General features: G+C 59.8%; 24 protein-coding genes. 18 read left to right on the forward strand and 6 right to left on the reverse strand.

Annotation, left to right across the window (positions count from 1 at the left end; translation table 11 throughout):
* Positions 1-19: 19 nt before the first annotated feature.
* From LGH74_RS10160 to LGH74_RS10190, 7 genes are all read left to right on the forward strand, one after another.
* The gene (locus LGH74_RS10160) at positions 20-346 is read left to right on the forward strand and encodes a hypothetical protein (RefSeq protein ID WP_226175315.1); all 327 of its coding nucleotides are present in this window, start codon (positions 20-22) and stop codon (positions 344-346) included.
* 34 nt (positions 347-380) lie between these two features.
* On the forward strand, positions 381-1,094 hold the full coding sequence (locus tag LGH74_RS10165; protein WP_226175316.1) for a hypothetical protein: 714 nt from the start codon (positions 381-383) through the stop codon (positions 1,092-1,094).
* 167 nt (positions 1,095-1,261) lie between these two features.
* Positions 1,262-1,978 carry a hypothetical protein gene (locus tag LGH74_RS10170; RefSeq protein ID WP_226175322.1) on the forward strand — a complete coding sequence of 239 codons (717 nt, stop codon included), beginning with the start codon at positions 1,262-1,264 and terminating at the stop codon, positions 1,976-1,978.
* Between the two features lie 101 nt (positions 1,979-2,079).
* The gene (locus LGH74_RS10175) at positions 2,080-2,769 is read left to right on the forward strand and encodes a hypothetical protein (protein ID WP_226175324.1); all 690 of its coding nucleotides are present in this window, start codon (positions 2,080-2,082) and stop codon (positions 2,767-2,769) included.
* Positions 2,766-3,581 (forward strand): sensor histidine kinase, encoded by an 816-nt coding sequence (locus LGH74_RS10180; protein WP_226175326.1) that lies wholly within the window; start codon positions 2,766-2,768, stop codon positions 3,579-3,581. Before LGH74_RS10175 ends, LGH74_RS10180 begins: the two co-directional genes overlap by 4 nt.
* Positions 3,578-3,988, forward strand: coding sequence for a response regulator (locus tag LGH74_RS10185; protein WP_226175328.1), 411 nt, complete (start codon positions 3,578-3,580; stop codon positions 3,986-3,988). The genes LGH74_RS10180 and LGH74_RS10185 overlap by 4 nt, the downstream gene beginning before the upstream one ends.
* Before the next feature lie 166 nt (positions 3,989-4,154).
* Complete coding sequence (locus tag LGH74_RS10190; RefSeq protein ID WP_226175330.1) at positions 4,155-5,510, forward strand: hypothetical protein; 1,356 nt, start codon at positions 4,155-4,157, stop codon at positions 5,508-5,510.
* On the opposite strand, the gene LGH74_RS10195 is transcribed toward LGH74_RS10190, so the two are convergent.
* A complete protein-coding gene (locus LGH74_RS10195) occupies positions 5,507-5,869 on the reverse strand; it encodes an MGMT family protein (protein WP_226175337.1) in 363 nt (120 codons plus the stop codon). The two genes, LGH74_RS10190 and LGH74_RS10195, sit on opposite strands and share 4 nt — an antisense overlap.
* Before the next feature lie 160 nt (positions 5,870-6,029).
* Here LGH74_RS10195 and LGH74_RS10200 point away from each other — a divergent pair, with 160 nt between their 5' ends.
* The 6 genes from LGH74_RS10200 (at position 6,030) to LGH74_RS10225 (ending at position 13,598) form a co-directional block, all read left to right on the forward strand.
* Complete coding sequence (locus tag LGH74_RS10200) at positions 6,030-6,524, forward strand: YciE/YciF ferroxidase family protein (protein WP_226175339.1); 495 nt, start codon at positions 6,030-6,032, stop codon at positions 6,522-6,524.
* A 177-nt stretch (positions 6,525-6,701) separates the two neighbouring features.
* The gene (locus LGH74_RS10205) at positions 6,702-7,859 is read left to right on the forward strand and encodes an efflux RND transporter periplasmic adaptor subunit (RefSeq protein ID WP_226175341.1); all 1,158 of its coding nucleotides are present in this window, start codon (positions 6,702-6,704) and stop codon (positions 7,857-7,859) included.
* A gap of 88 nt (positions 7,860-7,947) precedes the next feature.
* Entirely contained in the window at positions 7,948-11,046 is a 3,099-nt protein-coding gene (locus tag LGH74_RS10210; protein WP_226175343.1) for an efflux RND transporter permease subunit, read from the forward strand.
* A 131-nt stretch (positions 11,047-11,177) separates the two neighbouring features.
* The gene (locus LGH74_RS10215; RefSeq protein WP_226175345.1) at positions 11,178-12,635 is read left to right on the forward strand and encodes a TolC family protein; all 1,458 of its coding nucleotides are present in this window, start codon (positions 11,178-11,180) and stop codon (positions 12,633-12,635) included.
* A 61-nt stretch (positions 12,636-12,696) separates the two neighbouring features.
* On the forward strand, positions 12,697-13,122 hold the full coding sequence (locus LGH74_RS10220) for a hypothetical protein (RefSeq protein WP_226175347.1): 426 nt from the start codon (positions 12,697-12,699) through the stop codon (positions 13,120-13,122).
* Positions 13,123-13,181: 59 nt separating this feature from the next.
* On the forward strand, positions 13,182-13,598 hold the full coding sequence (locus tag LGH74_RS10225) for a hypothetical protein (protein ID WP_226175349.1): 417 nt from the start codon (positions 13,182-13,184) through the stop codon (positions 13,596-13,598).
* A 92-nt stretch (positions 13,599-13,690) separates the two neighbouring features.
* On the opposite strand, the gene LGH74_RS10230 is transcribed toward LGH74_RS10225, so the two are convergent.
* From LGH74_RS10230 to LGH74_RS10250, 5 genes are all read right to left on the reverse strand, one after another.
* Positions 13,691-14,956, reverse strand: a complete 1,266-nt coding sequence (locus LGH74_RS10230; RefSeq protein WP_226175351.1) for a zinc dependent phospholipase C family protein — start codon at positions 14,954-14,956, stop codon at positions 13,691-13,693.
* Between the two features lie 298 nt (positions 14,957-15,254).
* Positions 15,255-15,719, reverse strand: a complete 465-nt coding sequence (locus LGH74_RS10235) for a MaoC family dehydratase (RefSeq protein WP_226175816.1) — start codon at positions 15,717-15,719, stop codon at positions 15,255-15,257.
* A 245-nt stretch (positions 15,720-15,964) separates the two neighbouring features.
* Positions 15,965-16,879, reverse strand: coding sequence for a helix-turn-helix domain-containing protein (locus LGH74_RS10240; protein ID WP_226175353.1), 915 nt, complete (start codon positions 16,877-16,879; stop codon positions 15,965-15,967).
* Between the two features lie 145 nt (positions 16,880-17,024).
* Positions 17,025-18,020 carry an aldo/keto reductase gene (locus tag LGH74_RS10245; RefSeq protein ID WP_226175355.1) on the reverse strand — a complete coding sequence of 332 codons (996 nt, stop codon included), beginning with the start codon at positions 18,018-18,020 and terminating at the stop codon, positions 17,025-17,027.
* 118 nt (positions 18,021-18,138) lie between these two features.
* Positions 18,139-19,185, reverse strand: a complete 1,047-nt coding sequence (locus LGH74_RS10250; RefSeq protein ID WP_226175357.1) for an aldo/keto reductase — start codon at positions 19,183-19,185, stop codon at positions 18,139-18,141.
* A gap of 404 nt (positions 19,186-19,589) precedes the next feature.
* On the opposite strand from LGH74_RS10250, the gene LGH74_RS10255 reads away from it, so the two are divergent.
* From LGH74_RS10255 to LGH74_RS10275, 5 genes are all read left to right on the forward strand, one after another.
* The gene (locus LGH74_RS10255; protein ID WP_226175359.1) at positions 19,590-20,285 is read left to right on the forward strand and encodes a response regulator transcription factor; all 696 of its coding nucleotides are present in this window, start codon (positions 19,590-19,592) and stop codon (positions 20,283-20,285) included.
* Entirely contained in the window at positions 20,282-21,607 is a 1,326-nt protein-coding gene (locus LGH74_RS10260; RefSeq protein WP_226175361.1) for a sensor histidine kinase, read from the forward strand. The genes LGH74_RS10255 and LGH74_RS10260 overlap by 4 nt, the downstream gene beginning before the upstream one ends.
* Positions 21,608-22,628: 1,021 nt before the next feature.
* Positions 22,629-23,897, forward strand: a complete 1,269-nt coding sequence (locus LGH74_RS10265) for a cation:proton antiporter (protein WP_226175370.1) — start codon at positions 22,629-22,631, stop codon at positions 23,895-23,897.
* Between the two features lie 84 nt (positions 23,898-23,981).
* Positions 23,982-24,878 (forward strand): YitT family protein, encoded by an 897-nt coding sequence (locus tag LGH74_RS10270; RefSeq protein ID WP_226175372.1) that lies wholly within the window; start codon positions 23,982-23,984, stop codon positions 24,876-24,878.
* A gap of 277 nt (positions 24,879-25,155) precedes the next feature.
* Complete coding sequence (locus tag LGH74_RS10275) at positions 25,156-26,499, forward strand: phenylacetate--CoA ligase family protein (RefSeq protein ID WP_226175374.1); 1,344 nt, start codon at positions 25,156-25,158, stop codon at positions 26,497-26,499.
* Positions 26,500-26,503: the final 4 nt, after the last annotated feature.

The following is a 26,503-nucleotide window of genomic DNA, read 5'->3' on the forward strand; positions in this document are numbered from 1 at the left end:
CTCCTAACCACACCGCAGTATGTCAGTATTCGATGGCAACGAAGGCTCCATTGTAACCGAAACAGTAGCAGCAGGCATGACGCATAATTATCGGGAATGGCCCGATGATTCTAAGCCGGTATTCAATGGCCAGTTTTTCGGTAAAAACAAGCTCAAAGAACTGATAGACGACTGTGGATCAGAATTCATGGGCATCCGCATCTATAACGCTGTAGATGACAACGGTGCTCCGGGCTTTGTCCTGGTCGGCGTAAAAGCGGATGAAAACGACCTTACGGATAAAGTCATGCTGGCCTCCGGGCCGGCCTGCCCTACGTGCTGTGCTTCAAGTAGCCCTCTGATGTAAAAAGCAATACGCCTGCCTTACTCCGCACTCTAGAATGCCAACGTTAGATAGTACTGAACTGGTTAGCTTAGCTAAACAACTGAACCTGGTGTCAGTAGTCAGCTATTTATTGCCTTTGCTGGTATGCATCTGGCGTTGGCCTTCTTTACTGCCGGAGCATCGGCGCTTTATACTGGGTGCCTTGTTGACCAGCCTGACACTAAATATTCTGTCAGAAGTTGGCCGGCAGGTATGGCACAGCAACATCCTGTTCATTTACCTGATTGCCTGGACCGAGACACTCTTCCTTAGCTGGGTATACTATCATGCATTTCATACCCTGCGAAATCGTCGGTGGCTGCTGATAGGGGTCGCGCTGTTCGTGCTAGTGGCTTCCTTCGAGTCATTCTACCTGCACGGGCTGTATGGAGCCCGCACATATACGCGTGTTTCTCAGAGCATTCTTTTGGTTGGAGCAGCTCTTGTCTATTTTGAGCAGGTACTCCGAGAGCTGCGAAATATTCGGCTGGAGCGCGACCCGGTATTTCTGGTCAGTGTTGGCGTCACGCTGTACTACTCGGGCACACTAATGGTCTTCGTGTTGGAAGATTCCATGCACAAACAGCAGCAAACTAATCAAATATGGGTTATGTACATTGTTGAATCCATCTTACTCATCGGGTTCAACATTCTACTGGCTATTGCTCTTCGTCATGCCGGCCGATCAGTACCTAGCCACTCCTTACCCTCCTCTGCCTCCAGTAACTAGACGCTACGCCGAGAAAGACAGCTTCACGAAAGCATGGCTCGGTGTTGCTGGCGGCTGCTCCCAGCACCCAGCCACTGCGCAGTTTCCGTAGTTGGATTCATTGCCTGCGAAGCCCACTCCTCCCCTGCCTCGCCCTTTGTCAGTACCCGCTCTTATGATAAATACCCTTGAATAGCGAGGAGCTGGTACGTTTTGCCAAACTGTTCAACGTCGTAGCCCTGCTTACCTACCTGATACCGTTGGGCGTAGGCTTGTACCGTTGGCGCAGCCTACAGGCGGTATACCGGCCCTTATTCTGGTTTGTGCTGATTCCGGGCTGCCTACTAAACGGCGCCCTGGCCGAATTTGGCCGGCATGTGCTGCACAACAATGTTTTGTTTCTGCAGCTGGCCACCGTTGGCGAAACGCTGCTGCTCGGCTGGGCCTATTACGGCTGCCTGCACTCGGAGCGGGCCCGCCAGATTCTGCTGGCGGCTTTGGGCATCTTTACCGGCATCTACCTCTTCGAATTACTCTATCTCAACGGAGGCAACTTTCGCGCCGCGCAGGATGTGTATACCCACGTGGCGCAGAGCATTCTACTTATCAGCGCAGCCGTAGCCTATTTCGAGCAGACCCTGCGTGAGCTGCGCAACATTGACCTAGGCCAGGATTCTATGTTTATGGTTAGTGTGGGCTCTATCCTTTACTACGCCGGCACGCTGATGGTATTTGTACTGGAGGGCCAGTTGCAGAACCAGCCCGACCTAATTTGGATGATGTATATTATCCAGTTTATTCTGCTGATTGTATTCAACACCTTTCTGGCTATTGCACTCTGGAACGGTAATCGACAAATAGAAGCTGCTGATGTGCCCCTGGGATGGCCCAACGGTTACCTATAGTAGTCAGCTCATTTTCCCATCTAATCCTGCCAAACTTCTGCGAGATTTTGTAATTTTCTCTCGCCCTTCGCCCCTTCTCCCACACCTCTGCCACGTTTTGCATGCATATTCCTTCGTGGCTTCTCACCTTCTGTGAATACCTGGAGCAAACGGCCAGTCTGGTGGTGCTGCTGCCGCTGGGACTGGCTTTCTGGCGCTGGCCACGGCTGCCCAAAACGATGCGTCTGATGACGGTCTATCTGGTATTTACGGAGCTGGTGCTATTAGCCTCGAGCCTGGTAGAGCTGTACCGGCCAGCCTGGAGCTACGGTATCTGGCACTTCTTTACCCTGGTCCAGACGCTGCTGTTTTTTCGCATCTACTACCTTACCCTTTCGTCACCAGCCGTCCGGCTGCTCATCCAATTCGCGGCCGTGGGCTTTACTGTTTTCGCCTTCCTCGACTCGCTGTATCTGGAAGGACTGCAGCAGGTCAACTCCTACACCCATGTGGCGCAAAGCGCGCTGCTTATCGGGCTGGCCCTGCTCTATTTCGAGCAGCTGCTCAATGAGCTCCATATTACCCGACTGGAGCAAGACCCACTTTTTTTGGTAAGTACCGCGGTTGTTTTGTATTTTTCGGGTACTGTATTGCTGTATGTGTTCGTCAACAAGCTTTCTGCACCCGCCGACTACGCGAGCCATCAGGTGATTTATACGCTTAATTCTATGGTCAATCTGGTTCAGTACCTGTTATTTGCCTTGGCGTTTTGGTATGCAGGTCGTACTCTGCCTTCCCAGTCCCGGCCATGAACAGCTGGCTCCTCCCGGTGATGCTGGCCACGCCGGTGCTGCTGCTGCTGGCACTGGGTATCGTCGGGTTTGTGCTGCGCTACCAGCGGCGGCTGCTGCGGCAGCAGGAGCAGCTACGCCAAGTGCGCGACGCCTCCCAGCAGCAGGCCCTGGAAGCAGCACTGCTGGCCCAGGAGGATGAGCGCCGCCGTATTGCTGCCGACCTGCACGATGGCGTAGGTACTACCCTAGCCATTGCCAAGCTGCACCTGAGCACCCTGGGCCAGCCCAACCTTACGGAGGAAGCTACGGCCTTGCTCGATCAGGCCATTGGTGAGGTAAGGCGCATTTCACGCAACCTGCTGCCCGCTGCTCTCCAGAAATTCGGCTTACCCTTTGCCCTCGACGCGCTGGCCCGCACCGTGCCCGCCGATGGCCCTACGCACGTTATCATCGAGCAGCGCGGCCAGCCCCGCCGCCTCGACCCCAAACGGGAGCTTATTGTATTCCGGGTGGTGCAGGAGCTGCTGGGCAACGGCCTGCGCCATGCCCACGCCGAAACCATCGAAGTCAGTGTCGACTTCGGCCCCGACTACCTTTCCCTCCAATACCGCGACAATGGCGTGGGTTTCGACCCGGCCGCCGGCGACCTGCCACCCGCGCCAGGTACCCGTTCGGGCCTGGGCCTCACCAACCTGCGCAGCCGCGTAGCCGTGCTGCACGGTACCCTGCGCCACGATTCGGCCCCGGGCGCGGGCAGCAAAGTTTGGATTTCCTTCCCTATTCCGTATCTTCCGGCCGATCAAAAGCCCGCCCTAACTACCTCTGTATGAGCACACCTACTATCCGTTTAGCTGTAGTCGACGACCATATCCTGTTTCGGAAGGGCCTGCGTGCCCTCATTAGCGGCTTTCCTGATATGGAAGTACTCTTTGAAGCGGGTGATGGCCAGGAGCTTCTGGAGCACCTCGACCAAGGCATTGTACCCGACGTAGTGCTAATGGATTTGCAGATGCCCACCCTGGATGGCTTGCAGACTGTGCGCCTGATGCGGGCCCAATACCCCCGCGTGCGGGTGGTCATCATCTCGATGCATGACGAGCCCGAACTCATTGATAGCCTGCACACCGAAGGCGCCCACGGCTACCTGCTCAAGAATGCCAACCCCGAGGAAGTGCGCGGCGCTATTCTGGCCGCGGCCGACCACGCTACCACCCGGCCCAGCCTGGCAGTGCTGTAGGTCGATTAGCCTTCTTTTCTACCGAAATGCCTCTGCTCGTCAGGGGTATTTTTTTGCCCGGGCCACTAACCACTAATTTGTTAAGCCCAACAAGACAGTAATAGTCGGGCTATTGGCAAACTCCGTCCGGCTTTTTAGCTTTGACTTTACTTCTTACCCTACTGCCTTGAAACCTCGGCTTTTACTCCTGCTTTGCTTCATCATCAGTGAGTCTCACGCTCAAACTCCAATATACCAGGTAAGCCTGCGGGAGCAGAAGTTGGTGGTCGATAATCCCACCTTTCACATCACCGAAGTGCTCGACTTACGCGCGCAGCACCAGATTATCGGGTGGGTGCAGCGGGGCATGGGCAACGTGCGGGTTCCGGCCAATCTAGCGGGCGGCGTGGCGGCCGGCCTTGGGGGTTGGCTGCAGGTGCAACTGCCGCCCCGCCCCGGCAGCCGCCCCGTGCTGATGCGCGTGCACGAGCTGCGCATCGGCGAGCAGACCAAGGCAACCTCGGAAAAGGCTACCGCCGACGTGGATATCGACTTTGTGTACCAACAGCCTGATGGCCGCTACCAGGTGGTGCAGCGCTACATTGAGCAGGAAGAAAGTAAGGGCCTGGAAACCACCGGCCGCCACGACGACAACATCGTGGCGTGCCTGCAACGGGCCTGCACCCAGCTCAACGCCATCGACTGGGCGCAGCGCCTGAGCCTGGCCCCGGCTCTGACCACTGAGCAGGTGCGCTACCGCGGGGGCCGCAAGTCCCTGCCCTACGACTATGCTATTCTGACGGCGGCCTCCCGGCCCGCCGGTGTGTACTACACCTTTCTCGACTTTCGCAACAACAAGCCCGAAGCCGCGCCCGGCCTGAAAGTGGAGCAGTCGGTTGCCGGCAACCGGCCCATTACGGAAGAAGTAGAAGCCTCGGTAACAACGGCCACCGGTCCGCAGCCCTTGCGCGACGTATGGGGCTTTTCGGATGGGGAGCAGGTGTACGTATTGCGCCAAAAGCATTTCTACCCCCTGAAGCGGGCCGGCGACGATTTCACCTTCACCGGCTGGGCCAGCGCCGACCCGGGCGCGATGAGCACGGCGGCTGTGGTAGGTGGCTTGGCCGGGGCCGCCGTAGCGGCGGCTACTACGCACGGTGAGCCCCAGGAATATATGCTCGACATGGCCACCGGCCGCGTTGCCGACTTCGATTACCTCGACCAGCTGGCCCGGCACGATACGGCTTCGGTAGTGGTGTACCGGCGGCCAGGCGGCAGCAAAAAGCCGCTCACGGTACTGCTCAACGGCCAGGAGTTGCAGACGCTGCCCGCCAACGACTTCGTGCTGATTCCGTGGACCAGCAAAACGCGGGAAATTTCGCTCTGCCTGGCCGGTGCTGAGTCTGGGTGTTATTCCTTCATTCCCGTGTTTGGCAAAACGATGTACGTGGAGCTAAAGGCCCGCACCGACGCCGAAAAGCCTTCTTTGGAATACGTGCCCAATAAGGAGGGCGACTATTACGTGAAAAAGATGCGCCGCTAAACCAGCTCGGCACTGGGGTCCCAGAATCGGGTTTTGAAATCCTGCACCTGGTCGTCGACCACCCGAATTCCCTCGGCTTCCAGAAACTCCTGCATGGCCGTGGGTGTGGCGAAGTGCTGACGACCAGTAAGCAGCCCCAGCCGGTTTACAACGCGGTAGGCCGGCACGGCCTGCGGCCCCACAGCCGGGTGGGCCGCCATCATGGCCCAGCCCACCATACGGGCCCCGTGCCGGGCACCGAGGTAGTGGGCAATAGCACCGTAGGTAGTAACGCGGCCGGCCGGAATCAGGCGCACCACGTCGTGCACGTCGCGGAAGAAGTTACGGTGGGCTTCGGTGGGTTCTTTGGGCGTCTTCATGGAGTCAAAGTACGGGGAAATGCGCGGGTGGATACCGCCAATTCAAAGCTCAACAGTGGTTTTCACGAGCTGAACCTACTGCTGTTGGGGCGCGTAGACGGGTACTCCTGCTCCCGCAGGAAAGCACTATTCCTTCACTCCCAACCTAACCCTACCCGCTATGTTCGACAAACTCAAAAGCCTCGATGACCTGTTTCAGGAGCAGTTGAAAGACCTTTACAGCGCTGAAACCCAGCTCACCAAAGCCCTGCCCGATATGGCCAAGGAAGCCCGTGACCCACGCCTGCAGCAAGCCTTCGACACCCACCTGAAGGAAACCAAGAACCAGCTTGCCCGCCTCGAGCAAATCGGGCGCGGCCTGAACCTGGAACTGGACGGCCACACCTGCAAAGCCATGCAGGGCTTGGTGGCCGAGGGCAAGGAAACCATTGCCGAAGATGCTACCGACGAGGTAAAAGATGCCGCCCTAATTGCCGCCGCGCAACGCGTGGAACACTACGAAATAGCCGGCTACGGCACGGCGGCCCACTATGCCGAGCGCCTAGGCCACTCCCAGGCCGCCGAGTTGCTGCGCCAAACGCTGCAGGAAGAGCAGGCTACCGATACTCTGCTTAACAATCTGGCGAAGAGCTCGATAAACGCCAAAGCCATGTAGCGGCTGCGGCCCTTGAAAGAAAAAGCCTGCAACCCGCAGGCTTTTTTTGTGTCTTACCCCCTGTGACAAACCACGCCCCGGCATTTGCCCGAACCCTTCGGGCCGGCCTGTCGTTGTGGAACGTCAGTGGCTCCAGCAGGGGCCGCATCGATTGAGTTGGGAAACACCCCTTTATACATGCAATACGAAGAAGAAACAGTAGAAACAGAGGCGCGCCCCGGGCGCAAGGTGTTGTGGATTCTGATAGCTGTGGCCCTTGTTGCCGCTTTGGTATTCGTTAAGATCAAATACTTTCCCTCGCCCAATGCCGATGCCAAAGGTGGCGGCGGGGGCCGCGGCGCCGCCGGAGGCGGTGGCAAAGGGGGCCCTGGCGGCGGGGCAGGCGGCAAAGGGGGTGGCCAAAAACTACCCGTGCAGGTATATGTGGTGAAGCCCACCAACCTCTCCGACGAAGTAGCCGCTACTGGCTCCGTAATGGCCGATGAGTCGGTGGTGATTAAGAGCGAGCTGTCGGGCAAAATTACCAGCCTCAACATCCGGGAAGGTCAGCCGGTGAGCAAAGGGCAACTGCTGTTCAGCATTAATGCCGACGAAGCGCAGGCCGCCATCCGCAAGCAACAGTACAACATCCAGCTGTTCCGCGACCAGGAAAAGCGCCAGCGCACCTTGCTCGACAAGGAATATATCAGCGCCCAGGAATACGAGCAGGCCAACAACCAGCTCCAGACGGCCCAGGCCGACTTGCGGGCGTTGCAGGCTTCACTGGCCAAAGCCTACGTACGGGCTCCGTTCAACGGGGTGCTGGGCCTGACCACGGCTACTGTAGGCACTTACGTAAGCCCCGGCACTGAAATAACGACCCTTTCACGCGTGCGACCGGTTAAGATTGACTTTGCCGTACCTGGCCGCTTTGCCTCCAAGGTGCGGGTTGGCGACGTGGTCAGCATCACGGACGAAGGCACCAACAAAAAGTACGACGCCAAGGTCTACGCCATCGACCCGCAGATTGACCCCGTGAGTCGCACCCAGCCCGTGCGCGCCCGCTACGCCAATACCAACGACGAGCTGCGCCCCGGTGCTTTCGTGAAAGTGAACCTGCAGCTCGGCGAATCGACCGACGCGCTGCAAGTGCCCACCGAATCGGTGATTCCGGAGGCTAGCGGCTACAGCGTGTACACTGTAAAAGGTGGGAAGATGGTGCCGAAGAAAGTCAAAATCGGTATCCGCTCCGACAAAGTGATTCAGATTACCGACGGCCTGGCCGTGGGGGATTCCGTGATTCGCACCGGCATTCTGCAGGTGAAACCGGGAGATGCCGTGAAGGCCACCAAATAGATTTCACACAGTGCCGCGCAGTGGGTTTCGCCGTATTTCGCGGTAAGCCGTTCAATGTGAGGCACTGCGAAACATTGCGTGAAATACCATGAGCTTATCATCAACCAGTATAAACCGCCCGGTCCTCGCCATCGTGATGAGCCTCGTCATCGTGATTTTCGGCGTCATCGGGTTTCGCTACCTCAGTATCCGGGAATATCCGAGCGTTGACCCGCCGATTATCACCGTGTCGGCCAGCTACACCGGGGCCTCGGCCGACGTGATGCAGGGCCAGGTAACCGAGCCGCTCGAAGAAGCCCTCAACGGTATTGCCGGCATCAAAAACCTGACCTCGAACTCGCGCGACGGCCGCACCCAGATTACGGTGGAGTTTGACCTCGACGCCGACCTGGAAACCGCCGCCAACGACGTGCGCGACAAGGTTTCCGGGGCCCAGGGCCGCCTCCCGCGCGACATCGACCCGCCCATCGTGAGCAAGGCCAATGCCGACTCGCAGCCCATTGTAATGACCTACCTCAGCTCCAGCAAACGGACCCTGCTGGAACTGACCGACTACGCCAACAACACCCTGAAAGAGCGCCTGCAAACCATTCCGGGCGTATCGGAGGTGCGGGTGTACGGCGAGCGGAAATACTCGATGCGCCTCTGGATGGACCCCGTGAAGCTCTCGGCCCTGGGCGTGAGCCCGGTGGACGTGCAGGCCGCCCTGACCCGCGAAAACGTGGAGTTGCCCAGCGGCTCGGTGCAGGGCCAGAACACCCAGCTTACCCTGCGCACCATGGGCCGCCTCACCTCGGTGCAGGATTTCAACAACCTGATTATCCGCAAGGACGAATCGTCGCTGGTGCGCTTCTCCGACATCGGCTATGCCGAGCTGTACCCCGAAAATGACCAGACCATCTTTAAGGTGAACGGCGTGCCGATGGTGGGCCTGGCCGTTATTCCGCAGCCGGGCTCCAACCAGATTGACATTGCCGACGAGTTCAATAAGCGCATCGAGCTCTACGGCAAAGACTTGCCCAAAGACCTGGTACTCAAGCCCGGCTTCGACAACTCGGTGTTTATCCGTAAGTCCATTGAGGAAGTGGAGCACACTATCATCGAGGCCTTCGTGCTGGTGGTCATTATCATCTTCCTGTTTCTGCGCGACTGGCGCTCCACGCTTATTCCGGTAGTAGCCATTCCGGTATCATTGGTGGGTATTTTCTTCGTGATGTACCTGCTCGACTTCTCCATTAACGTGCTCACGCTGCTGGCCATCGTGCTGGCCATCGGCCTCGTGGTGGATGATGCCATTGTGGTACTGGAAAACATCTATTCGCGCATCGAGGAAGGCGAAGACCCGAAAGAGGCCGCCATTAAGGGCTCCGAGGAAATTCTGATGGCTGTTATCAGTACCACGATTGTACTGGCGGCCGTGTTTCTGCCGGTGGTGTTTCTCACGGGTATCACGGGCCGCCTGTTCCGCGAGTTTGGCATTGTGGTAGCCGGCTCGGTGCTGATTTCCGCGTTTGTGTCGCTCACGCTCACGCCCATGATGTGCTCATTGCTGCTCAAGCGCGAGGAAAAGCACAACTGGTTTTACCGCAAGACCGAGCCCTTTTTCGAGAGCATGATTGGCGGCTACCAGGACAGCCTCAAAACCTTTCTGCGCAACCGCTGGCTAGCCTGGGTAGTGGTAGCCGGTACCGGTGTGGGCATCTGGTTTTTCATGAAAGTCATTCCCTCGGAGCTGGCCCCGGTGGAAGACCGCAGCCGCGTCAATATTAACGCTACCGGCCCGGAAGGCGCGTCTTTCGAGTACATGGATGCCTACATGGCCCAGATTACCAAGATGGCCATGGACTCGGTGGGCGAGAAAAGTCTGAGCAGCGTGTTTGCCGTAACCTCGCCGGGTTTCGGCGGCGGCTCCAACTCGGGCACGGCCCGCGTGCTGCTCCTCGATGCCGACCAGCGTCCCCGCACCCAGGACCAGATTGCCAGCGGCCTTACCGCCGGGGTAAAACGCCTCACGGCCGCCCGCACGTCCGTATCCCAGGACCAGAGTATAGGCGGCGGGGGTGGCGGCGGAGGTGGCCTGCCGGTGCAGTTCGTTATCCAGACCCAGGACTTCGAGAAGCTGCGCGCCGCGGTACCCAAGTTTCTGGATGCCGCCCGCCAGGACCCCACGTTCCAGTTCGTGGATGTGAACCTGAAATTCAACAAGCCCGAGCTGCGCGTCAACATCGACCGGGAAAAAGCCCAGAGCCTGGGCGTGTCGGTGCAAAGCATTTCGCAAACCTTGCAGTCGGGCCTGAGCGGGCAGCGCTTCGGCTACTTTATCCGGGAAGGCAAGCAGTACCAGATTATCGGGCAGGTGGCGCGCGAAGATCGTAACCAGCCGCTCGACGTGCGGCTGCTGTCGGTGAAAAGCACCGACGGCACGCTCGTGCAGCTCGACAACGTCATTAACCTGACCGAAAGCAGCACGCCGCCCCAGCTCTACCGTTTCAACCGCTACAACTCGGCCACTTTCTCGGCCTCGCTGGCGCCCGGCAAAACCCTCGGCGACGGTATTGCCGCCATGCAAAGCATTGCCGACAAAAACCTGGACGAAACCTTCTCCACCGAGCTGTCGGGCGCCTCCCGTGACTTCCAGGAAAGCTCCTCGTCCTTGGTGTTTGCCTTCGGCCTGGCTCTGGTGCTGATTTACCTGGTGCTGGCCGCGCAGTTTGAGAGCTTCCGCGACCCGGTCATCATCATGGTAACGGTGCCGCTGGCTTTGTCGGGCGCATTGCTCAGCCTATGGTATTTCAATCAGACGCTCAACCTGTTCTCCCAGATCGGCATTATCATGCTGGTGGGACTGGTAACCAAAAACGGTATCCTCATCGTGGAGTTTGCCAACCAGCAGGTCGAAAACGGCAAGGACTACATGACCGGCCTCATTGAGGGCGCCACGGCCCGCTTCCGCCCCATTCTGATGACCTCGCTGTGTGCCATTCTCGGCATTCTGCCCATTGCCATTGCTACTGGTGCGGGAGCCCTCAGCCGCCGCGCCATGGGTATTGGAGTAGTGGGCGGGCTGTTCTTCGCCACCGGCCTCACGCTTTACGTAGTGCCCGTGATGTACTCGTACTTCGCCACGGCCAAAAAGCACGGCAAAAAGCAGGAAGAAGCCAACCAGAAAAAGGCCGTAACGGCGTAGTCAGAATCAGAAAGGCCGTTCTACTGAGCTTGCCGAAGCATCTCTTCCGCAATGGTAATCAACACCGTTGCCACGAAGCAGCAGAGATACTTCGGCAAGCTCAATGTGACGGCCTACTTTAACTTATCCGAATGCAGTTTTCCGCCCGTCTTTTCCATTACCCACACATCCTGTTACTGCTGTTGTTGCTGTCGGTGCCGGCTCTGGCCCAACAGCCAGTGCTGATGCCGCGGCAGCCCGCCGGCAAGCCGGAGGCCAAACCCCAGACGGCTAAGCCCGCTACCGTGGCCCCGGCCGCGCCGCTTACGCTGGCCGAGGCCATCCAGATTGGGCTGGAAAACAACTACAACATTCGCCTGTCGCGCACCGATGAACAGATTGCCGAAAATAACGTCACGCGCGGCAACGCGGGCCAGCTGCCCACGGTGAACGGCAACGTCACCCGCAACTTCAACCGCAACAACATCAATCAGCAGTTTGGCACGCGCGACTCCGTCGGTAATCCTACGCCGGCCCGGGTTGTTAATGGCGGTACCAGCAACCAGCTTAATGCCAACGTAGCCGCTACCTGGACTATTTTCGACGGCTTCGGAATGTTCATTGCCTACGACCGGCTCCGCACCCTGGAGCAAAGTCAGCGCCAGCTGACCCGTGCCACGCTGGAGGAAACCGTAGCCGATATTACCAGCGCCTACTTTGCCGTGGTGCGCGAGTCGGGCAAAATCAAGTCGATTGAGGAAGCCTTGAAAATCGGACAGGCCCGCATCGACCTGACTCAGGCCCGGGTGGATGTGGGCGTGAGTGCCAAAGTGGAAGTGCTGACGGCCCGCGTCGACTACAACGCCGACCAGTCGGCCCTGATTCAGCAGCAGGAAGCCTTGAGCACAGCCAAAATTAATCTGAACAACATCCTGGGCCGCAGCCCCCGCCTCGACTTTCAACCTGCCGACTCCATCGTGGTAGCCCGCGACCTGAACCGGGATGCCGTGGTGCAGGCTATTGCGCAAAACAACCCGCGCCTGCAGCAAGCCAAGCTCAACACCGAAGTAGCTACCTACGACCGGAAGCTGGTGCGGGCCTCGCGCTTTCCCCAGATTGGCCTCACCAGCGGCTACGCCCTAAACCGCAACATCAACAATGCGGCCTTCGCCGGCACCCAGCTGACGTCCAGCACCAACACCACCAACGGCCTCAACTACGGTATAGTGGCTTCGGTACCCATCTTCGACGGCTTCAACCGCCGCCGGCTCGAGCAGAACGCCCGCATCGGGGAAGAGCAGAGCCAGCTGCTGCTGAGCCAGACCCAATTGCAACTCGAAGCTGAGGCAGAGCAGGCCTACGCGCAGTACCAGAACCGCCTGCAGCTGCTGGAGCTCGAAGAAGCCAATATTCTGCTGGCCCGCGAAAACGTGGCTATTGCCCTGGAGCGCTACCGCCTGGGACTGCTCACGCCCATCGTGCTGCGCGAGGCCCAGCGCACCCAGCTCGACGCCGAAGTACGCCTGCTCGATATCCGCTTCCAGGCCAAGCAGGCCGAAATAGTGCTGCGCCGCCTGAGCAGCGGCCTGGTACAGCAGCAGGGCCAATAACCGGGTGGCCGAGCGGCAGCAGGAGCCTGCGTATCTTACGGGCCCCTGTTTTCCGCTCCGTATGCCCTCCGAATCTTCCCCGCTTTCCGGCCTGTGCGACATTGTGTACCGGCCCGACCTGCACCTGCTCGTAGGCCGCTGGCTTGGCGATGCGCCGGTGCCGCAGCTACAGGCCGACTATGAGGCCCTACTAACGGCCGCCCAGGAGCATAGCGCGGGCCGCTGGCTGCTCGATGTGCGCCGCCGCGACCAACTCCACCCCACCCTGGGCCAGTGGACGACCACTACATTTTACCCCGCCGCCACTGCCGCGCTGGTCCCGGAGCGGCTGCGCATTGGCGTGCTCTGCTCCCCGGCCCGCCTGGCCGTGTACGATGCCGACGCCCAGCAGAAAGAGTATCTGCAATTTGGCCTGGCAGCTGAGCGGCCTTACCAACTCCGGCTTTTCGGGCAGGAAGGCCAGGCAATGGAATGGCTGTATAGTTAAAACCTGTTGCTACTGTTCAGGTTACTGTTTGGCACATTGCCCCGTCACTCCTGCCCTATATGCCCGCTTACCCCGATTCGCCCCTACTCGACCTGCTCTACCGCCCCGATTTGCATATTCTGACCGCCCGCTGGCTGCGTGACGCGCCCTTGGAAGACCTCCAGGCGGCCCATCGGGCCCTGCAGGCGAAGGCCCACACATACAATTCCTTTTGCTGGCTCATGGACCGTCGCCGGCTTAATCCAACGGCGGAAATAGCACAGTGGGTGGCCCACGAATGGCTGCCGGCTGTGGTGCGCGAAGCCACGGCCCCGTTGCGGCTGGCCTCGCTGGTTTCGCCCGAGCTGTGGCAATTCATCAGCACCCAGAATGGATTCCGCGACGCTACCACCACCGTACTAGCCGCGCATCAGCCCTACCACGTCAAAGTATTCATGGACGAGGGCGAAGCGGTGCGCTGGCTCACTGGCAAATAACCAAGTAACACCCCAAGGTCTATCCGTCTACTTGACAAAAAAGGCGCTGCGGACAAGAACCGGAGCGCCTTTTTTGTGCTTTCAAAATTAGTCTACTTCACCTCCGTGGTACGCAGCTGCTGCAGGGCTTCCTGGGTTTCCTTGCGCTTGTCGGCTTCTTTTTCTTCTTCATCCTTGGGCTCTTTGGGCGCAGTGCCAAAAAAGGCCAGGATGTTTTGCTTCTGGGGCCCGCTGATGCCTTCAAACTTGCCTTTGGCCAGCTGCCGCACCCACTCGCCATAGGTTTCGTCGGCCAGGGCATATTCGCCGGCTTTGGTTTGATGGCCCGTGTCGAAGTCGGCATTAGGAATAGGCCGGCCAGCTACCAGGGTATCCTTGGGCTCCTGCTCCACCAGCACGCAATAGTTCTTGATTACCTGCTGGAAGCTGGCCTTAAACAGCTCCTGGGCCTCGGGAGTGGGAGGCCGGAAAGCAAACGGCGCCAGCGGCCCGATCTTGGGCAGCACCCGCACGAAATATGACAGGATGCGCGCCCCGGTGCCGGGGTGCTCGTAGGCGGTGCCGTATTGCTTGCGGAATTTCCGCTCACTCTCCGTGTACACGTATTCGCGGCGGCGGGCCCGGGGGCTTAGCTCCCGAATTTCCTTTTTCTGGGACTGCCAGGCGGCGCGGCTAGCCACCGGAATAAGCTGGCGCACGGCAAAGCGGAAAGAGCCGATGCTCAGGTCCACGTTGAAAATAACCTGTCCCAGCTCCAGGCCGTAAGTTTTCTTGAACGCGGTTTCCAGCACCCGCTTGCTTACCTGAAAGCCCACGTAGCGCTGATAGTCGCTGGTGCGGTAGCGGCCGGCGGCCACCTGCACCACGTCGAAGGCAAACTCCAGCTGGGTGTGCTGCTTGGGAGCTTCCACGTAGGTAATGTTGGCCCCGTACTGCTTGGCCAGCTCGGGGTACACCAGCGGCATAGCCTTGTTGGTACCTTCGGGGTGGCCGTTAAGGTCGGCGGCGTAGTGGCCCAGCGCGCCCAGGGCAAAGGCGTACTCGTTGCGGTCCTTCGCCTCATCGAGCAGGTTGCGCACGAAGTCGCCGCTGCGCACGTAGTGGGTCAGGTTGGTGAAAAGCGTGGAACCGAAGGGGTAGAAGCCCATATCCTGAATGATGGAGCCGCCGTAGGCGTAGGACTTGGCTTCGAGCAGCTGCTCTTCGGTGGCGCCGGGGTAGCGGCGTTGTAGCAGCGGCGCCAGGCAGCGCTTCCAGGTCGAGTCGATGTTGGCCTGGTGGGTGAGCACCGAGTAGCCGGAAGCGGAAAGCGGCGCGAGCAACAAGGCCCAGACGCCGCAGAATAACCATTTGAGCATGCAATAGGATACTTCCGCGCAGGACTGCGGTGTCGGGGTGGGAAGCTCTGACTGTACGCGAAAGCTCAACCGGAGTTGTAGTTCCACAACCGGCACATTCCCGAACCCAGCCCGTACTAAGGCAACGGCCAGGGGCCGTTGCCTTAGCCCTTTCAAACCCGGCTTGACTATAGCGCAAACTTTCGCTCCGTCGGCCCACTGGTTATAGTGCGCAGGGCTGGCAGCGCCCAGTGGCCACGGCTACTCTGCCACGCGGGCTGCAAACTTCGCGCTACTCGCCCGGTGCGGAAAGCAAGAGTTACTGAAAGTGGTAGAGAAAGGTAATAACGCCGCTGTAAGCGGGCTTTTTCGCGTCGCGCACTTCCATTGTCACTTCGATGCGGGCCTTAGCAATACCGCGCAGGTCTTTCACCGACAGCAGCTTGGCCCGCAGCCGTACGTCGCTATCGACGGCCACGGCCTGGTTGAAGCGCAGGCTCTCGATTTCGTAGTTCACCTGCATCTTCAGGTTTTCAATCTGCACAATCTGGGTCCAGAGGTAGGGCAGCAGCGACACGGTGAGGTAGCCGTGGGCAATGGTAGCACCAAAGGGCGACTCGGCCCGGGCTTTTTCGGGCTCGGTATGAATCCACTGAAAGTCGAGGGTGGCGGCGGCAAATTGGTTGATCTGCTCTTGGGTGATGGTGTGGTAGTCGGAGACGCCCAGCTCCTGGCCTTCATATTGCTCTAGTTCCTGAAGGCTGTTGATGGTTACCGTGCTCATGCGGGTTGGGGAAGTGGTGGAAAGGTAGAGACGCATATTCGCCTTCTGGCGTTGGGCAATTCTGCGGCGGGGCAGAAATTGCATCTCAACGATACGCCGCAAAGATGCAGCGCTGCTTCGGTTTTCTACCGGTGCCGTAGCGCTGCCCCGGCTGCACGCGCCCCACAGCTGGTTTTGCCAACATACAAAGCCCCTTACCACGCCAGTAGTAAAGGGCTTTTTATGTTGAATACAATATCTCGCCTTTACTGCGCCGAAAGGCGGAAGGCAGCGGGCGTCAGGCCGGTTTTGCTTTTGAAAAGGCGGGTGAAATACTGCGGATATTCGAAGCCGAGCTGAAACGCCGTTTCATTAATGCTCAGCGAAGTAGACAGTAGCAGCTGCTTGGCTTTTTCAATCAGGCCATAGTGAATATGCTGCTGCGTGTTCTGGCCCGTGAGGGTGCGCAGCATGTCGCTCAAGTAAGCCGGCGACACATGCAGGGCATCGGCGAAGTGCTGCACGGTGGGCAGCGGCTGCTCGTTGCTGTGGGCAAAATACGCCGCCAACAACTCCTCAAAGCGGCTGAGCAAATCGTGCTCGGCGGGGCGACGGGTGAGAAACTGCCGGTGATAGTACCGGTTGGCGTAGCTGAGCAGCACTTCCAGCTGCGACACGAGCACCTCCTGACTGAAGGCGTCGATACCCTGCCCGGACTCGTAGCGAATGTTGCCAAACAGGCCGTCGAGCACCAGCTCCTCCCGCTCGGAAAGGTGTAGTGCCTCGCTGATCTGGTAGGAGAAAAAGCCGTAGCTGGCTATTTTCTTGCCCAACGGGTACTTGTGCAGCAAATCGGGGTGGAAGGCCAGCAGCCAGCCGCTCATTTCTGAAATATCCACCGAGTCGGTGGCTTCGCAGAGCTGGCCGGGGGCGTAGAAGGCCAGCACGCCGGCGTTGAAGTCGTAAGCGCCGCGCCCGTATTGAATCTGCCCCTTCAGGTTTTTCTTCAGGGCAATGATGTACAGCTCCCGGTAGGCCGGGCCCGCAGTCGGCGGCGGGTTGCGGTGCTGGCTCAGGTCCACAACGGTGAGCAGCGGGTGCGTCGGCGGCGGAAATCCGAAGTGCCGGGCAAACTCCGACACGGAAGCCAGGAGCGTGAATTCTTTGGCGGGCTGTTTCATGGCAGAAATGAGAAGCGGAAGGCAGGCTTTAGCACGGCGTTATTCCAGAACACTGTAAGTAACACGTCATTCCGAGCGAAGTCGAGGAATGACGTGTTACTTACAGTGTTCTGGAATAAGCTTCTAGCCAATACAACAAATAAACCTAGAAACCGGCCGGATACGCTGCGCCGGCCGCGCTGCCGACGGGCATAATGGCGGCCAGCTCGGCTAGCTCGGCGGCACTGAGCACAATGCTGGCAGCGGCTACGTTGGCTTCGAGGTAGGTGCGGCGCTTGGTGCCGGGAATCACCACTACGTCTTGGGCCAGCACCCAGGCTAGGGCCAGCTGGGCAGCCGTTACGCCTTTGGTGTGGGCCAGAGCTTTAAGCTTTTCTACCAGCTCCAGGTTTTTATAAAAATTCTCACCCTGGTAGCGCGGGAAAAAGCGGCGCGAGTCGTTGGCCTCGAAGTCGTCGGGCGTTTTGATGTCGCCGGACAGGAAGCCCCGGCCCAGCGGCGAGTAGGCCACAAAGCCGATACCCATAGCACGGGCAGCCTCAAGGATACCTTCGTCTTCCACGCGCCGGTCGAAGAGTGAATACTCGGTTTCGAGGGCTGAAATGGGATGCACCGCGTGGGCGCGGCGCAGGATATCGGCGGGCACTTCCGAAAGGCCCAGGTAGCGCACCTTGCCTTCTTCTACGAGGCGGCTCATGGCTCCAACGGTATCTTCGATGGGTGTGGCCGGGTCGAGGCGGTGCAGGTAGTAGAGGTCCACGTAGTCGGTGCCCAGGTTGCGCAACGAGCGTTCAATGGACTTGCGCACGTACTCGGGCCGGCCGTTGTAGCCGCCGGTCCAGTTTTCCTGGTCATCTACTTCGAAGCCGAACTTAGTGGCAACCGTGTACTGGTCGCGCCGGCCGGCCAGGGCTTTGCCCACCAGCCGCTCGTTCAGCATGGGGCCATAGAGGTCGGCTGTGTCGAGCATCGTGACGCCCAGCTCCAGGGCGCGGTGCAGGGTGGCCAGGCTTTCGGCTTCGTCGGCCTCACCGTATACGCTCATGCCGTTGATGCCGCCGGTCATGCCCATGCAGCCCAGCCCTTCTACCGATACCGTGAGGCCCTGGCTGCCCAGCGGTACTTGTTTGATTGTGCTCATTTCCTGTTTGGTAAAGAGTATGGTGGTGTTTTTTTACCCTGCAAAGGTCAGAACCCAAGCACCGGGCGGGATTATACAAACCGGCGCTTCTGCAACACAAAACGGGGCTCACCCGCTACTACCAGCCCTGCACGGTATGCCCGCCGAAGATGGAGCGGTTGACGGCGGGCGTGAAAATGCCGTAGGGAAAGGCCGGGGCCACGGCGCTGGCCTCGGTCAGGGTTTGGAGCTGCCCGGCGGTGAGGCGCACGTCGAGCGAGGCCAGATTGTCGTGCAGCTGCTCGGGGCGGCTGGCGCCAATAATGGGCGACGTGATGCCGGGCTGGGCCGACGCCCAGGCCAGAGCCACCTGCGCCAACGGCTTTTCAGCCTGCCCGGCCACGGTGCGCAGCACGTCCAGCACCCGCCAGTTGTGGTCCGTAAACTTCGTGTTGCCGAACGGATTGGGGCCCGTGAGCCGCCCCGCACCAGTAGCCCCCACACCGTCGCGCTGGTATTTGCCGGCCAGAAAGCCCGCCGCCAACGGGCTCCAGGGCATAATTCCCATTCCACACTCCCGGGCGGCCGGCGCGTACTCCCACTCGATGCCGCGCTCTACCAACGAGTATTCGACCTGCATAGCTACGGGGCCGAGCACGCCGTGGGCCGCGGCCAGCGTGGCGGCTTTGGCAGCGTACCAGGCGGGCATATCGGAGAAGCCGAAGTAGCAGATTTTGCCCGCCCGCACTAAGTCGCCCAGCGTTTGGAGCACTTCCTCGGCGGGCGTCACCATGTCCCACACGTGCAGCCAGTAGAGGTCCACGTAGTCGGTGCGGAGGCGGCGCAGGGAGCCTTCGAGGGCCCGGTGAATGTTTTTGCGGCCGTTGCCGCCGGCGTTGGGGTTGCCGGGCTGGGCATTGAAGCCAAACTTAGTGGCCAGCACCAGTTGGTCGCGCAGGCGGCGGCTGGCCACGTAGCCGCCCAGCAGCTCCTCGCTCCGGCCGCCAGCATACACGTCGGCCGTGTCGATGGAGTTGCCGCCGGCGTCCACGTAGTCGTTGAAGATGGTTTGAGAAACGTCATCAGGGGAGCCCCAGCGCTGGGTGCCAAAGGTCATGGTGCCCAAGGTGAGCGGGCTGACGATGAGGCCGGAGCGGCCCAAGGTGCGAAAGTTGGTGAGGGACATGGTTGGGTTGGTAAGGTTGCGGGCGGTGGCAGTAGGCACAATGGCTGATGCCCCAAAGGTGGCGGCCCGCTACCCGGCCGGGGCTATACAAACCGAAGCTTCTACAACACAAACTGCCGCTTTAAGCCGCACCGGAACTAGAAGCCGGCCCTGCTTTCCTCTTCATACTCCCTTCACTGCCGGGCCCGGAATTTTGAGGCGTTGAATCCATGCAGCCATTCCTGCTGGCTGGCCCCGACCGGGCCGTACGGCGGCCGGGGCGGCGCCTTGGCTTAAATTTCATCGGCTTCAGCCTGCAGCCTGCTTACTTCTGCCGTATTTTGACTTGCTTTCCAACCTGCGCGCTTCACCCGGGCCGAAGGTTATGATTTCTATCCCACCCGTTCCGTTTCATTCTGCTTTTTATGAACGTTCTGATAGTTGAAGACGACAACGCCCTGGCCCAAGAACTGGCCCGCTACCTGCAGCACCAGCACTACCACTGCGACTTTGCCCGCACCGGTGCCGAGGCTTCCGAAAAGCTCTATGTAAACGAATATGACTTCGTGCTGCTCGACCTGGGCCTGCCCGACCGGGACGGCCTGCAGCTGCTGGCCGAAGCTCGGCGGCAGCACAACAGCCAGGCGTCCATCATCATTCTGAGTGCCCGCGGCTCGGTCGATGACCGCATCAGCGGCCTGCAGCTGGGGGCCGATGACTATTTACCCAAGCCCTACTCGCTCATGGAGCTGGAGTCGCGGATGCAGGCCATTACCCGGCGCAAGCACGGCGTGACGCAGGATACGTTGTCGTTCGGCGGCTTTGTTATCAACCTCAGCGAACGGTCGTTGCGGCACGGCGGCGCGGAAGTGGTGCTCACCCGCCGCGAATTCGATTTGCTGCACTACCTGCTGCTTCACCGGGGCCGGGTGCTCACGCGCATGCAGCTCAGCGAGCATATCTGGGGCAATATGATCAGTGACCGGGACGACCACGACTCGAATTTCATCGACGTACACGTCAAGAACATCCGTAAGAAGCTGGCTGCCTACGACACCCGCGACTGGGTCGATACCGTGCGCGGCATCGGCTACCGCTTCAAGCCCACCCAGGAAGCGTGAAGCTGCAGCAGAAGCTCGTATTGCTCACCACCCTTTCCAAGGCCCTAATGGCGGCGGTGCTGCTGCTAGCCCTGCCCTGGATTGTGGAAACGCTGGCCCTGCGTCACACCGATGAGCGCCTGCGCAGCGAGCAGAAGCGTGTGATGCACCGCATCGGGCAAGTAGGCATTGAGAGCTTTCTGAACGAGTCTTACCCCGACCAGAAAGTGCACTACGATTTGCTGCAGGACGAATTCATTGACCTGCGCCGCGCCACCGAGGCCCAGCCCGATACCGTAGCCACGCTGCCCCGGCAGCAGCACGGCGTGCTGGTCGATTTTCGGGTGCTGCGCCACACGTTTCAGCTGCGGGGCCAAGCGTACGTGGTTGAAATCGGGAAGAGCATTGCTTCCGTCGAGGACGTGTATTCCCTGCTCCGCTCCCTGGCCGCCTACGCCCTGATCTTCGCCGTGCTGACTACGCTACTCATCGAGCTGGGCGTAATCAATTACCTGTTGCGGCCCGTGGATGAGATTGTAGCGCGGCTGCGGGCTGTGCAGGGGCCCATGCCTCCTCCCCTGCCGCCGCTGCGCACCACCACTTCTGACTTCCAGTACCTGGATGCCACCATCCGGCGGATGCTGCAGAAAATCAAGCTGGTATTTGAGCAGGAGCGCGAGTTTATTGCCAATGCCTCCCACGAGCTACTCACGCCGGTCAGCATTTTGCAAAACCGCTTCGAGAACATGCTGCAAGCCGAAAACCTGCCCGAGGAAGCCGAGCAGCAAATCGTGACTTCCCAACGGACGCTGCACCGCCTCACGGCCACGCTACGCACGTTGCTGATGATTTCGCGCATCGAAAACGAGCAGTACGCCCGCCACGATACGGTGAACGTGCGCACTATGCTGCAGGAGGTAGTGGCCGAACTGGAAGACCGGATTGCCGACGAAAATCTGACCGTGGAATGGGCTTTGGAAGGTGACCCGCAGATAACGTCGGCCAACGGCAGTCTGCTGTTCACCTTCTTCTATAATCTGCTCAGCAACGCGGTGAAATACAACCACACCGGGGGCCGGATACGCCTTACGGGGCAGCAGCAGTCCGGCCAGCCCTACCGGTTGCAGGTTTTCAACACGGGCCAGCCCATTCCGGCCGAGCACCTGCCCCACCTCTTCGAGCGGTTTCGACGGGCTTCCAACGTGCATTCGGCCGAGGGTTACGGCCTGGGTCTGGCGCTGGTACGCACCATCGCGCAGTTCCATGCCTTTCGGCTGCAGGCCGAGTCGGATGCGGCGGGCAATACGTTCACGGTGTGGCTGCCTACGGCCACGCTGGCCTGAGCAGCCGCGCACCCGCCTGACCGCCGCTTTGCCGGCTACGTGACTTGTTTATGCAGCGGCAACGCGCCTGGCGGCCGGTAATCGTTGGCCCTTATTTTACCTTTGAAGTCGGCTTCGGCCGACTTTTCTGTTTTGCCCCGGCTTTCGGCTGCTTAGCTGCCGGGGCTGCCTGTTTCAGGACCATTGGCGCCGAAACCCTTCAGATACGGACCCTAAGCTCTGCTGTAGGAGCCTATGCCAGACCAGAATCTTTGCTGACAGCCAAGTCAGTGGAGCAAGCAGCCGCTGGCCTGACCAAAACGACGTAACCGGCTTTTTTGGGGCTTCTCTGTTGCGCAGCAGCCTGCTGCGTTTGCAAGTAGCTTCAACTGTTGCGCCAAAACTGCGTTACTATAGTTCTGCTCTCGTTCACTCCCTGCTTCCACCTTTCTCTTGACCAATCCGGCTTCCATAGCGCTTCGGCTTCGTGCCTTCCTGCTCACTGGGTTGCTGTGCTGGCTACTGGGGGCGCCGCAATGCGCGGCGGCTACTCCCCGCACCGCGGTAGTCCGGCCCACTAGCCCATTGGTTGCCCAACGGGCCTGGCCGGTAGCAACTGATGCCCGGCAGGACGAGTATTTCGCCGCTTCCGATTGTGGGCACCTTCGCCTTGGTCTGCTCGGAGTGGCCCTGCTGCCCCCGGAGCCAGGGTATGAGTTGCGAGGCAGCCGGGCCAAGGTAGCGCGGACCCATACTGTGCCGTCTGCCTTGCCCGTACTGCCCTGGCTGCGCGACTGGCTACGCGCCTCCGTGTCGCCAAACGCGCCCTGAACTCAGGGGCAGGTAGCTGGCCGCGGGCCGTGTATCAACTGCGTATACAGTAAAAAGCCGGTTGGCTGGCATTTTACCGGTTTGTTCAGCTTGCGGCCAATAGGTTGTTTGCCGACCGTTTTTCAATGGTCGGAATTCTTTTTCATTGCCGGCCAGCCATTCCGCTTTGTGCGGAGCGACTCCCTTTTGCCCGGCGTTTCAATTTCTTTCAATGCCTCTCTACACAACTACTCTGGTAATTCTGGGGGTGGCTATCCTGGGTGTGGCCTGGCTGCCGTCGCTGCTGGAAAAGTACCCGCTGTCTTACCCCGTCATTTACCTAGGCCTGGGCATGGCCATCTACGCCCTCCCCCTAGATTTACCTACCGACCCGTTTCAACACGAAGCCCTGGCCACGCACATCTCGGAGCTGTGCGTCATTGTGGCTCTCACCGGCACGGGCCTGAAAATAGACCGACCGTTTTCGTTCCGGGCCTGGCGCACGCCGCTGCTGCTGGTGCTGGTGCTCATGGTGCTTACCATTGCTAGTCTCACGCTGGTGGGCTGGGCCCTGGTGGGGCTGCCCCTGGCCAGCGCCTTGCTGCTGGCCGCCACCCTGGCCCCCACCGACCCCGTACTGGCCGGCGACGTGCAGGTGGGCGACCCTGGCGAAGGCCGCGAAGATAACGTGCGCTTTGCTCTCACGGGCGAAGCCGGGCTGAACGACGGCCTAGCGTTTCCTTTCGTGTACCTGGCTCTGGCCTTGCTGCCAGTGGCCGGGCCGCTGTCGGCCAAGCTGGGCCACTGGCTCTGGCTCGACCTTTTTTACCGCACCGGCGCGGCTTTGCTCCTGGGAATTCTGTCGGGTAAAGGGTTGGCCTACCTCATTTTCAACCTGCCTAAGCGCATCAGCATTAAACCCGGAGCCTATGGCTTCGTGGCGCTGGCCGTTACGCTCATCACCTACGGCATCACCGAGCTGCTGCACGGCTATGGCTTTCTGGCAGTATTCATTGCCGCCATTACGCTGCGCAGCCACGAGCGGCGCCACGAGTACCACAAGCACATGCACGCCTTCACCGACCAGCTTGAGCGGCTGTTCATCGTCGTCATTCTTATTTTGTTTGGCGGGGCCATCATGCGTGGGCTGCTGGCCCCGCTCACCTGGGCCGGGGCGCTACTGGGCCTACTGCTGCTACTCGTTATCCGGCCCATCGGCGGCATGCTCACACTGGCCCGCTCCCCGCGCGTGACGCTAGCCGAGCGCGGGGTTATTTCCTTTTTCGGTATCCGGGGCATTGGCTCTATCTTTTACTTGGCTTTTGCCCTGGAGAAAGCCGATTTTCCTCATGCCCGCCAGCTGTGGGCTATTGTAGGCTTCACGATGCTGGTTTCCATCAGTTTGCACGGTATTCTGGCCACGCCCATTATGAACTGGCTAGACCGCCGCCACGGCCGTAAGATTACCTCGGAGCTAAGCCAGGCAGCGGAAGCTGAGTGACGCGCCTGCTCATAACCTCAATTGCTTATGCTTATTCCGCAACTCATCGTTCTGCGTCAGCTTCGCCAACGTCTTCCCCCTTCCATGTCTGCTACTCCCACTCCTCCTGCTGCTGATTCCGGCAACCTGTTCGAAAAAATTAAAAACCTGGGCCTCATCGTGCTCGGCATTCTGTGCGCCGGCATGGGCCTAAAGGGCTTCCTACTCTCCAGCCACTTCATTGATGGCGGCGTGACGGGCATTTCCATGCTCATTTCGGCCACTTTGGATGTGCCGCTTTCCTGGCTGCTGCTCATCATCAACCTGCCCTTTGTGGTGCTGGGCTACCGTCAGATCGGGCTGGGCTTTGCCCTGAAAAGCGCCGCCGCCATTGCCGGCCTGGCCCTGTGCATTGCCGTGGTACCCTACCCCGACATGACCAAGGACCTGCTGCTGACGGCCGTATTCGGCGGCGTGTTTATCGGGGCCGGCATTGGGTTTGCCATGCGCGGCGGGGCCGTGCTCGATGGTACTGAGGTAGCCGCACTGCTCATCAACCGGCACAGCTCGTTGCTCAAAGTCAGTGACGTAATTCTGGTGCTGAATATCTTCATCTTCGGGGTGGCGGCTTTCGTGCTGGGTGCTCAAACGGCCATGTACTCCATCCTGACCTACGTGGCGGCTTCCAAAACCCTTGATTTCCTGCTCAACGGCATTGAGCAGTACACGGGCGTCACTATTATTTCGGGCCAGAGCGAGGCCATCCGCCAGGCCATTACCAACACCCTGGGCCGGGGCGTGACGCTCTATCAGGGCAAGCGCGGCTACGGCAAGCGCGGCGACCAGGACCTAGATATGGACATCGTGTTTACCGTCGTGACGCGGCTGGAGCTGCCGCAGCTGCGCACCGAAATTCGCCGCATCGACCCGCAGGCGTTTGTAATTCAGCACAGCATCGACGACGCTGAGGGCGGCATGGTCAAGAAGCGGCCGTTTCACTAGGCTTCACAGCTTCGGGCAGCCAAGGCTTACCAGGACAGAGCGGCCGGCATTTCCACTCGGGGAAAGCGCCGGCCGCTTTTGCTGCCACAGCTAGCAAAGTGTAGTCGGCTTACTTCCAACTGAATTTTGGCCCCAGCCATTTCTCTGCTGCATCATCAAACCCTTGAGTCAGCAAGCTGGGTTTCAGCCTGCAAACTAACAAACGTTTGTTTTTGATAGTTAATCATTCTACTTTTAATAGCCGGCTTTCTCTATCCCCGCCTCTGAACTGCTGCCTATGCTTTTCCAACCCGACATAGAACGGATGCCGCTGGCCCAACTGCGCGAGCTGCAGAACACCCGCCTCAAGCACCAGGTAGCGTACGTCTACGAGCGGGTGCCCTTCTACAAGCACAAGTTTGACGCCCTGGGCGTGCATCCGTCCACTTTCCGAGGCCTGGCAGAGCTGACTAAGCTGGGCTTTACCAAAAAGGCCGACTTCCGCGACAACTACCCCTTCGGCCTGTTTGCCGTGCCCCAACCAGAAGTAGCGCGCCTGCACTGCTCCAGCGGCACTACCGGCAAGGCTACCGTAGTGGGCTACACCGCCCAGGATCTGGATATTTTCGCCGAAGTCGTGGCCCGCTCCCTGGCCGTGGCGGGCTGCCGGCCGGGCATGAAAATGCAGAACGCCTACGGCTACGGCCTGTTTACGGGTGGCCTGGGCATTCATTACGGGGCCGAAAAGCTGGGCCTGACCGTCATTCCCGTGTCAGGCGGCGGCACCGACCGGCAGCTGCAGCTGCTCCAGGATTTTCAGCCCGAAATCATCTGCGCCACGCCTTCCTACGCCCAGGTGCTGGCCGAGGAGCTGCACCGGCGCGGTATTCCGCTCGACGCTATTAATTTGCAGCACGCCGTGCTGGGCGCCGAGCCATGGACCGACACCATCCGGCAGCAGGTGGAAACCGGGCTGGGCGTGCGGGCTACCAATATTTACGGGCTGAGCGAAATTATGGGTCCGGGCGTGGCCCAGGAAGACGTGAACGAGCGGGGCACGGGCAGCTACATCTGGGAAGACCATTTCTACCCCGAAATCGTGGACAAGGACACCGGCGAGCCAGTGGCCGAGGGCGAGCTGGGCGTGCTGGTTTTCACCACGCTTACCAAGCAGGCCATGCCCATTCTGCGCTACTGGACCAACGACATTACCAACCTGTATTATTCGGAGTCGCGGAGCCGCACCCATGTCAAGATGGGCCCGATTCGGGGCCGGGCCGACGATATGCTCATCATTCGGGGCGTCAATTTCTTCCACACCCAGGTTGAGGATATTCTCCAGGGGCTCGACAACGTGAGCCCCTACTACCAAGTGGTGGCCTCGCGCCGCGGCAGTATGGACGAGGTGGAAGTGAGCGTGGAAATCAGCGAGGAGCTGATGCGCCGCTTGGAGCTGGACACCCTAACGGAAACTAGCGTGCAGCAGCACGAGTGCCTGCGCACGTTGCAGGGCGCGTTTGCCAAGAAAATTAAGGACAATATCGGGCTCAGCATGAACGTGCGGCTGCTGGGCTTCGGGCAGCTGCCGCGCAGTGAGGGCGGCAAGCTCAGCCGGGTGCAGGATCTGCGTCATCTTGCCTGAGCCC

The sequence above is a fragment of the Hymenobacter lucidus genome (assembly GCF_020447265.1).
Lineage (GTDB): Bacteria > Bacteroidota > Bacteroidia > Cytophagales > Hymenobacteraceae > Hymenobacter > Hymenobacter lucidus.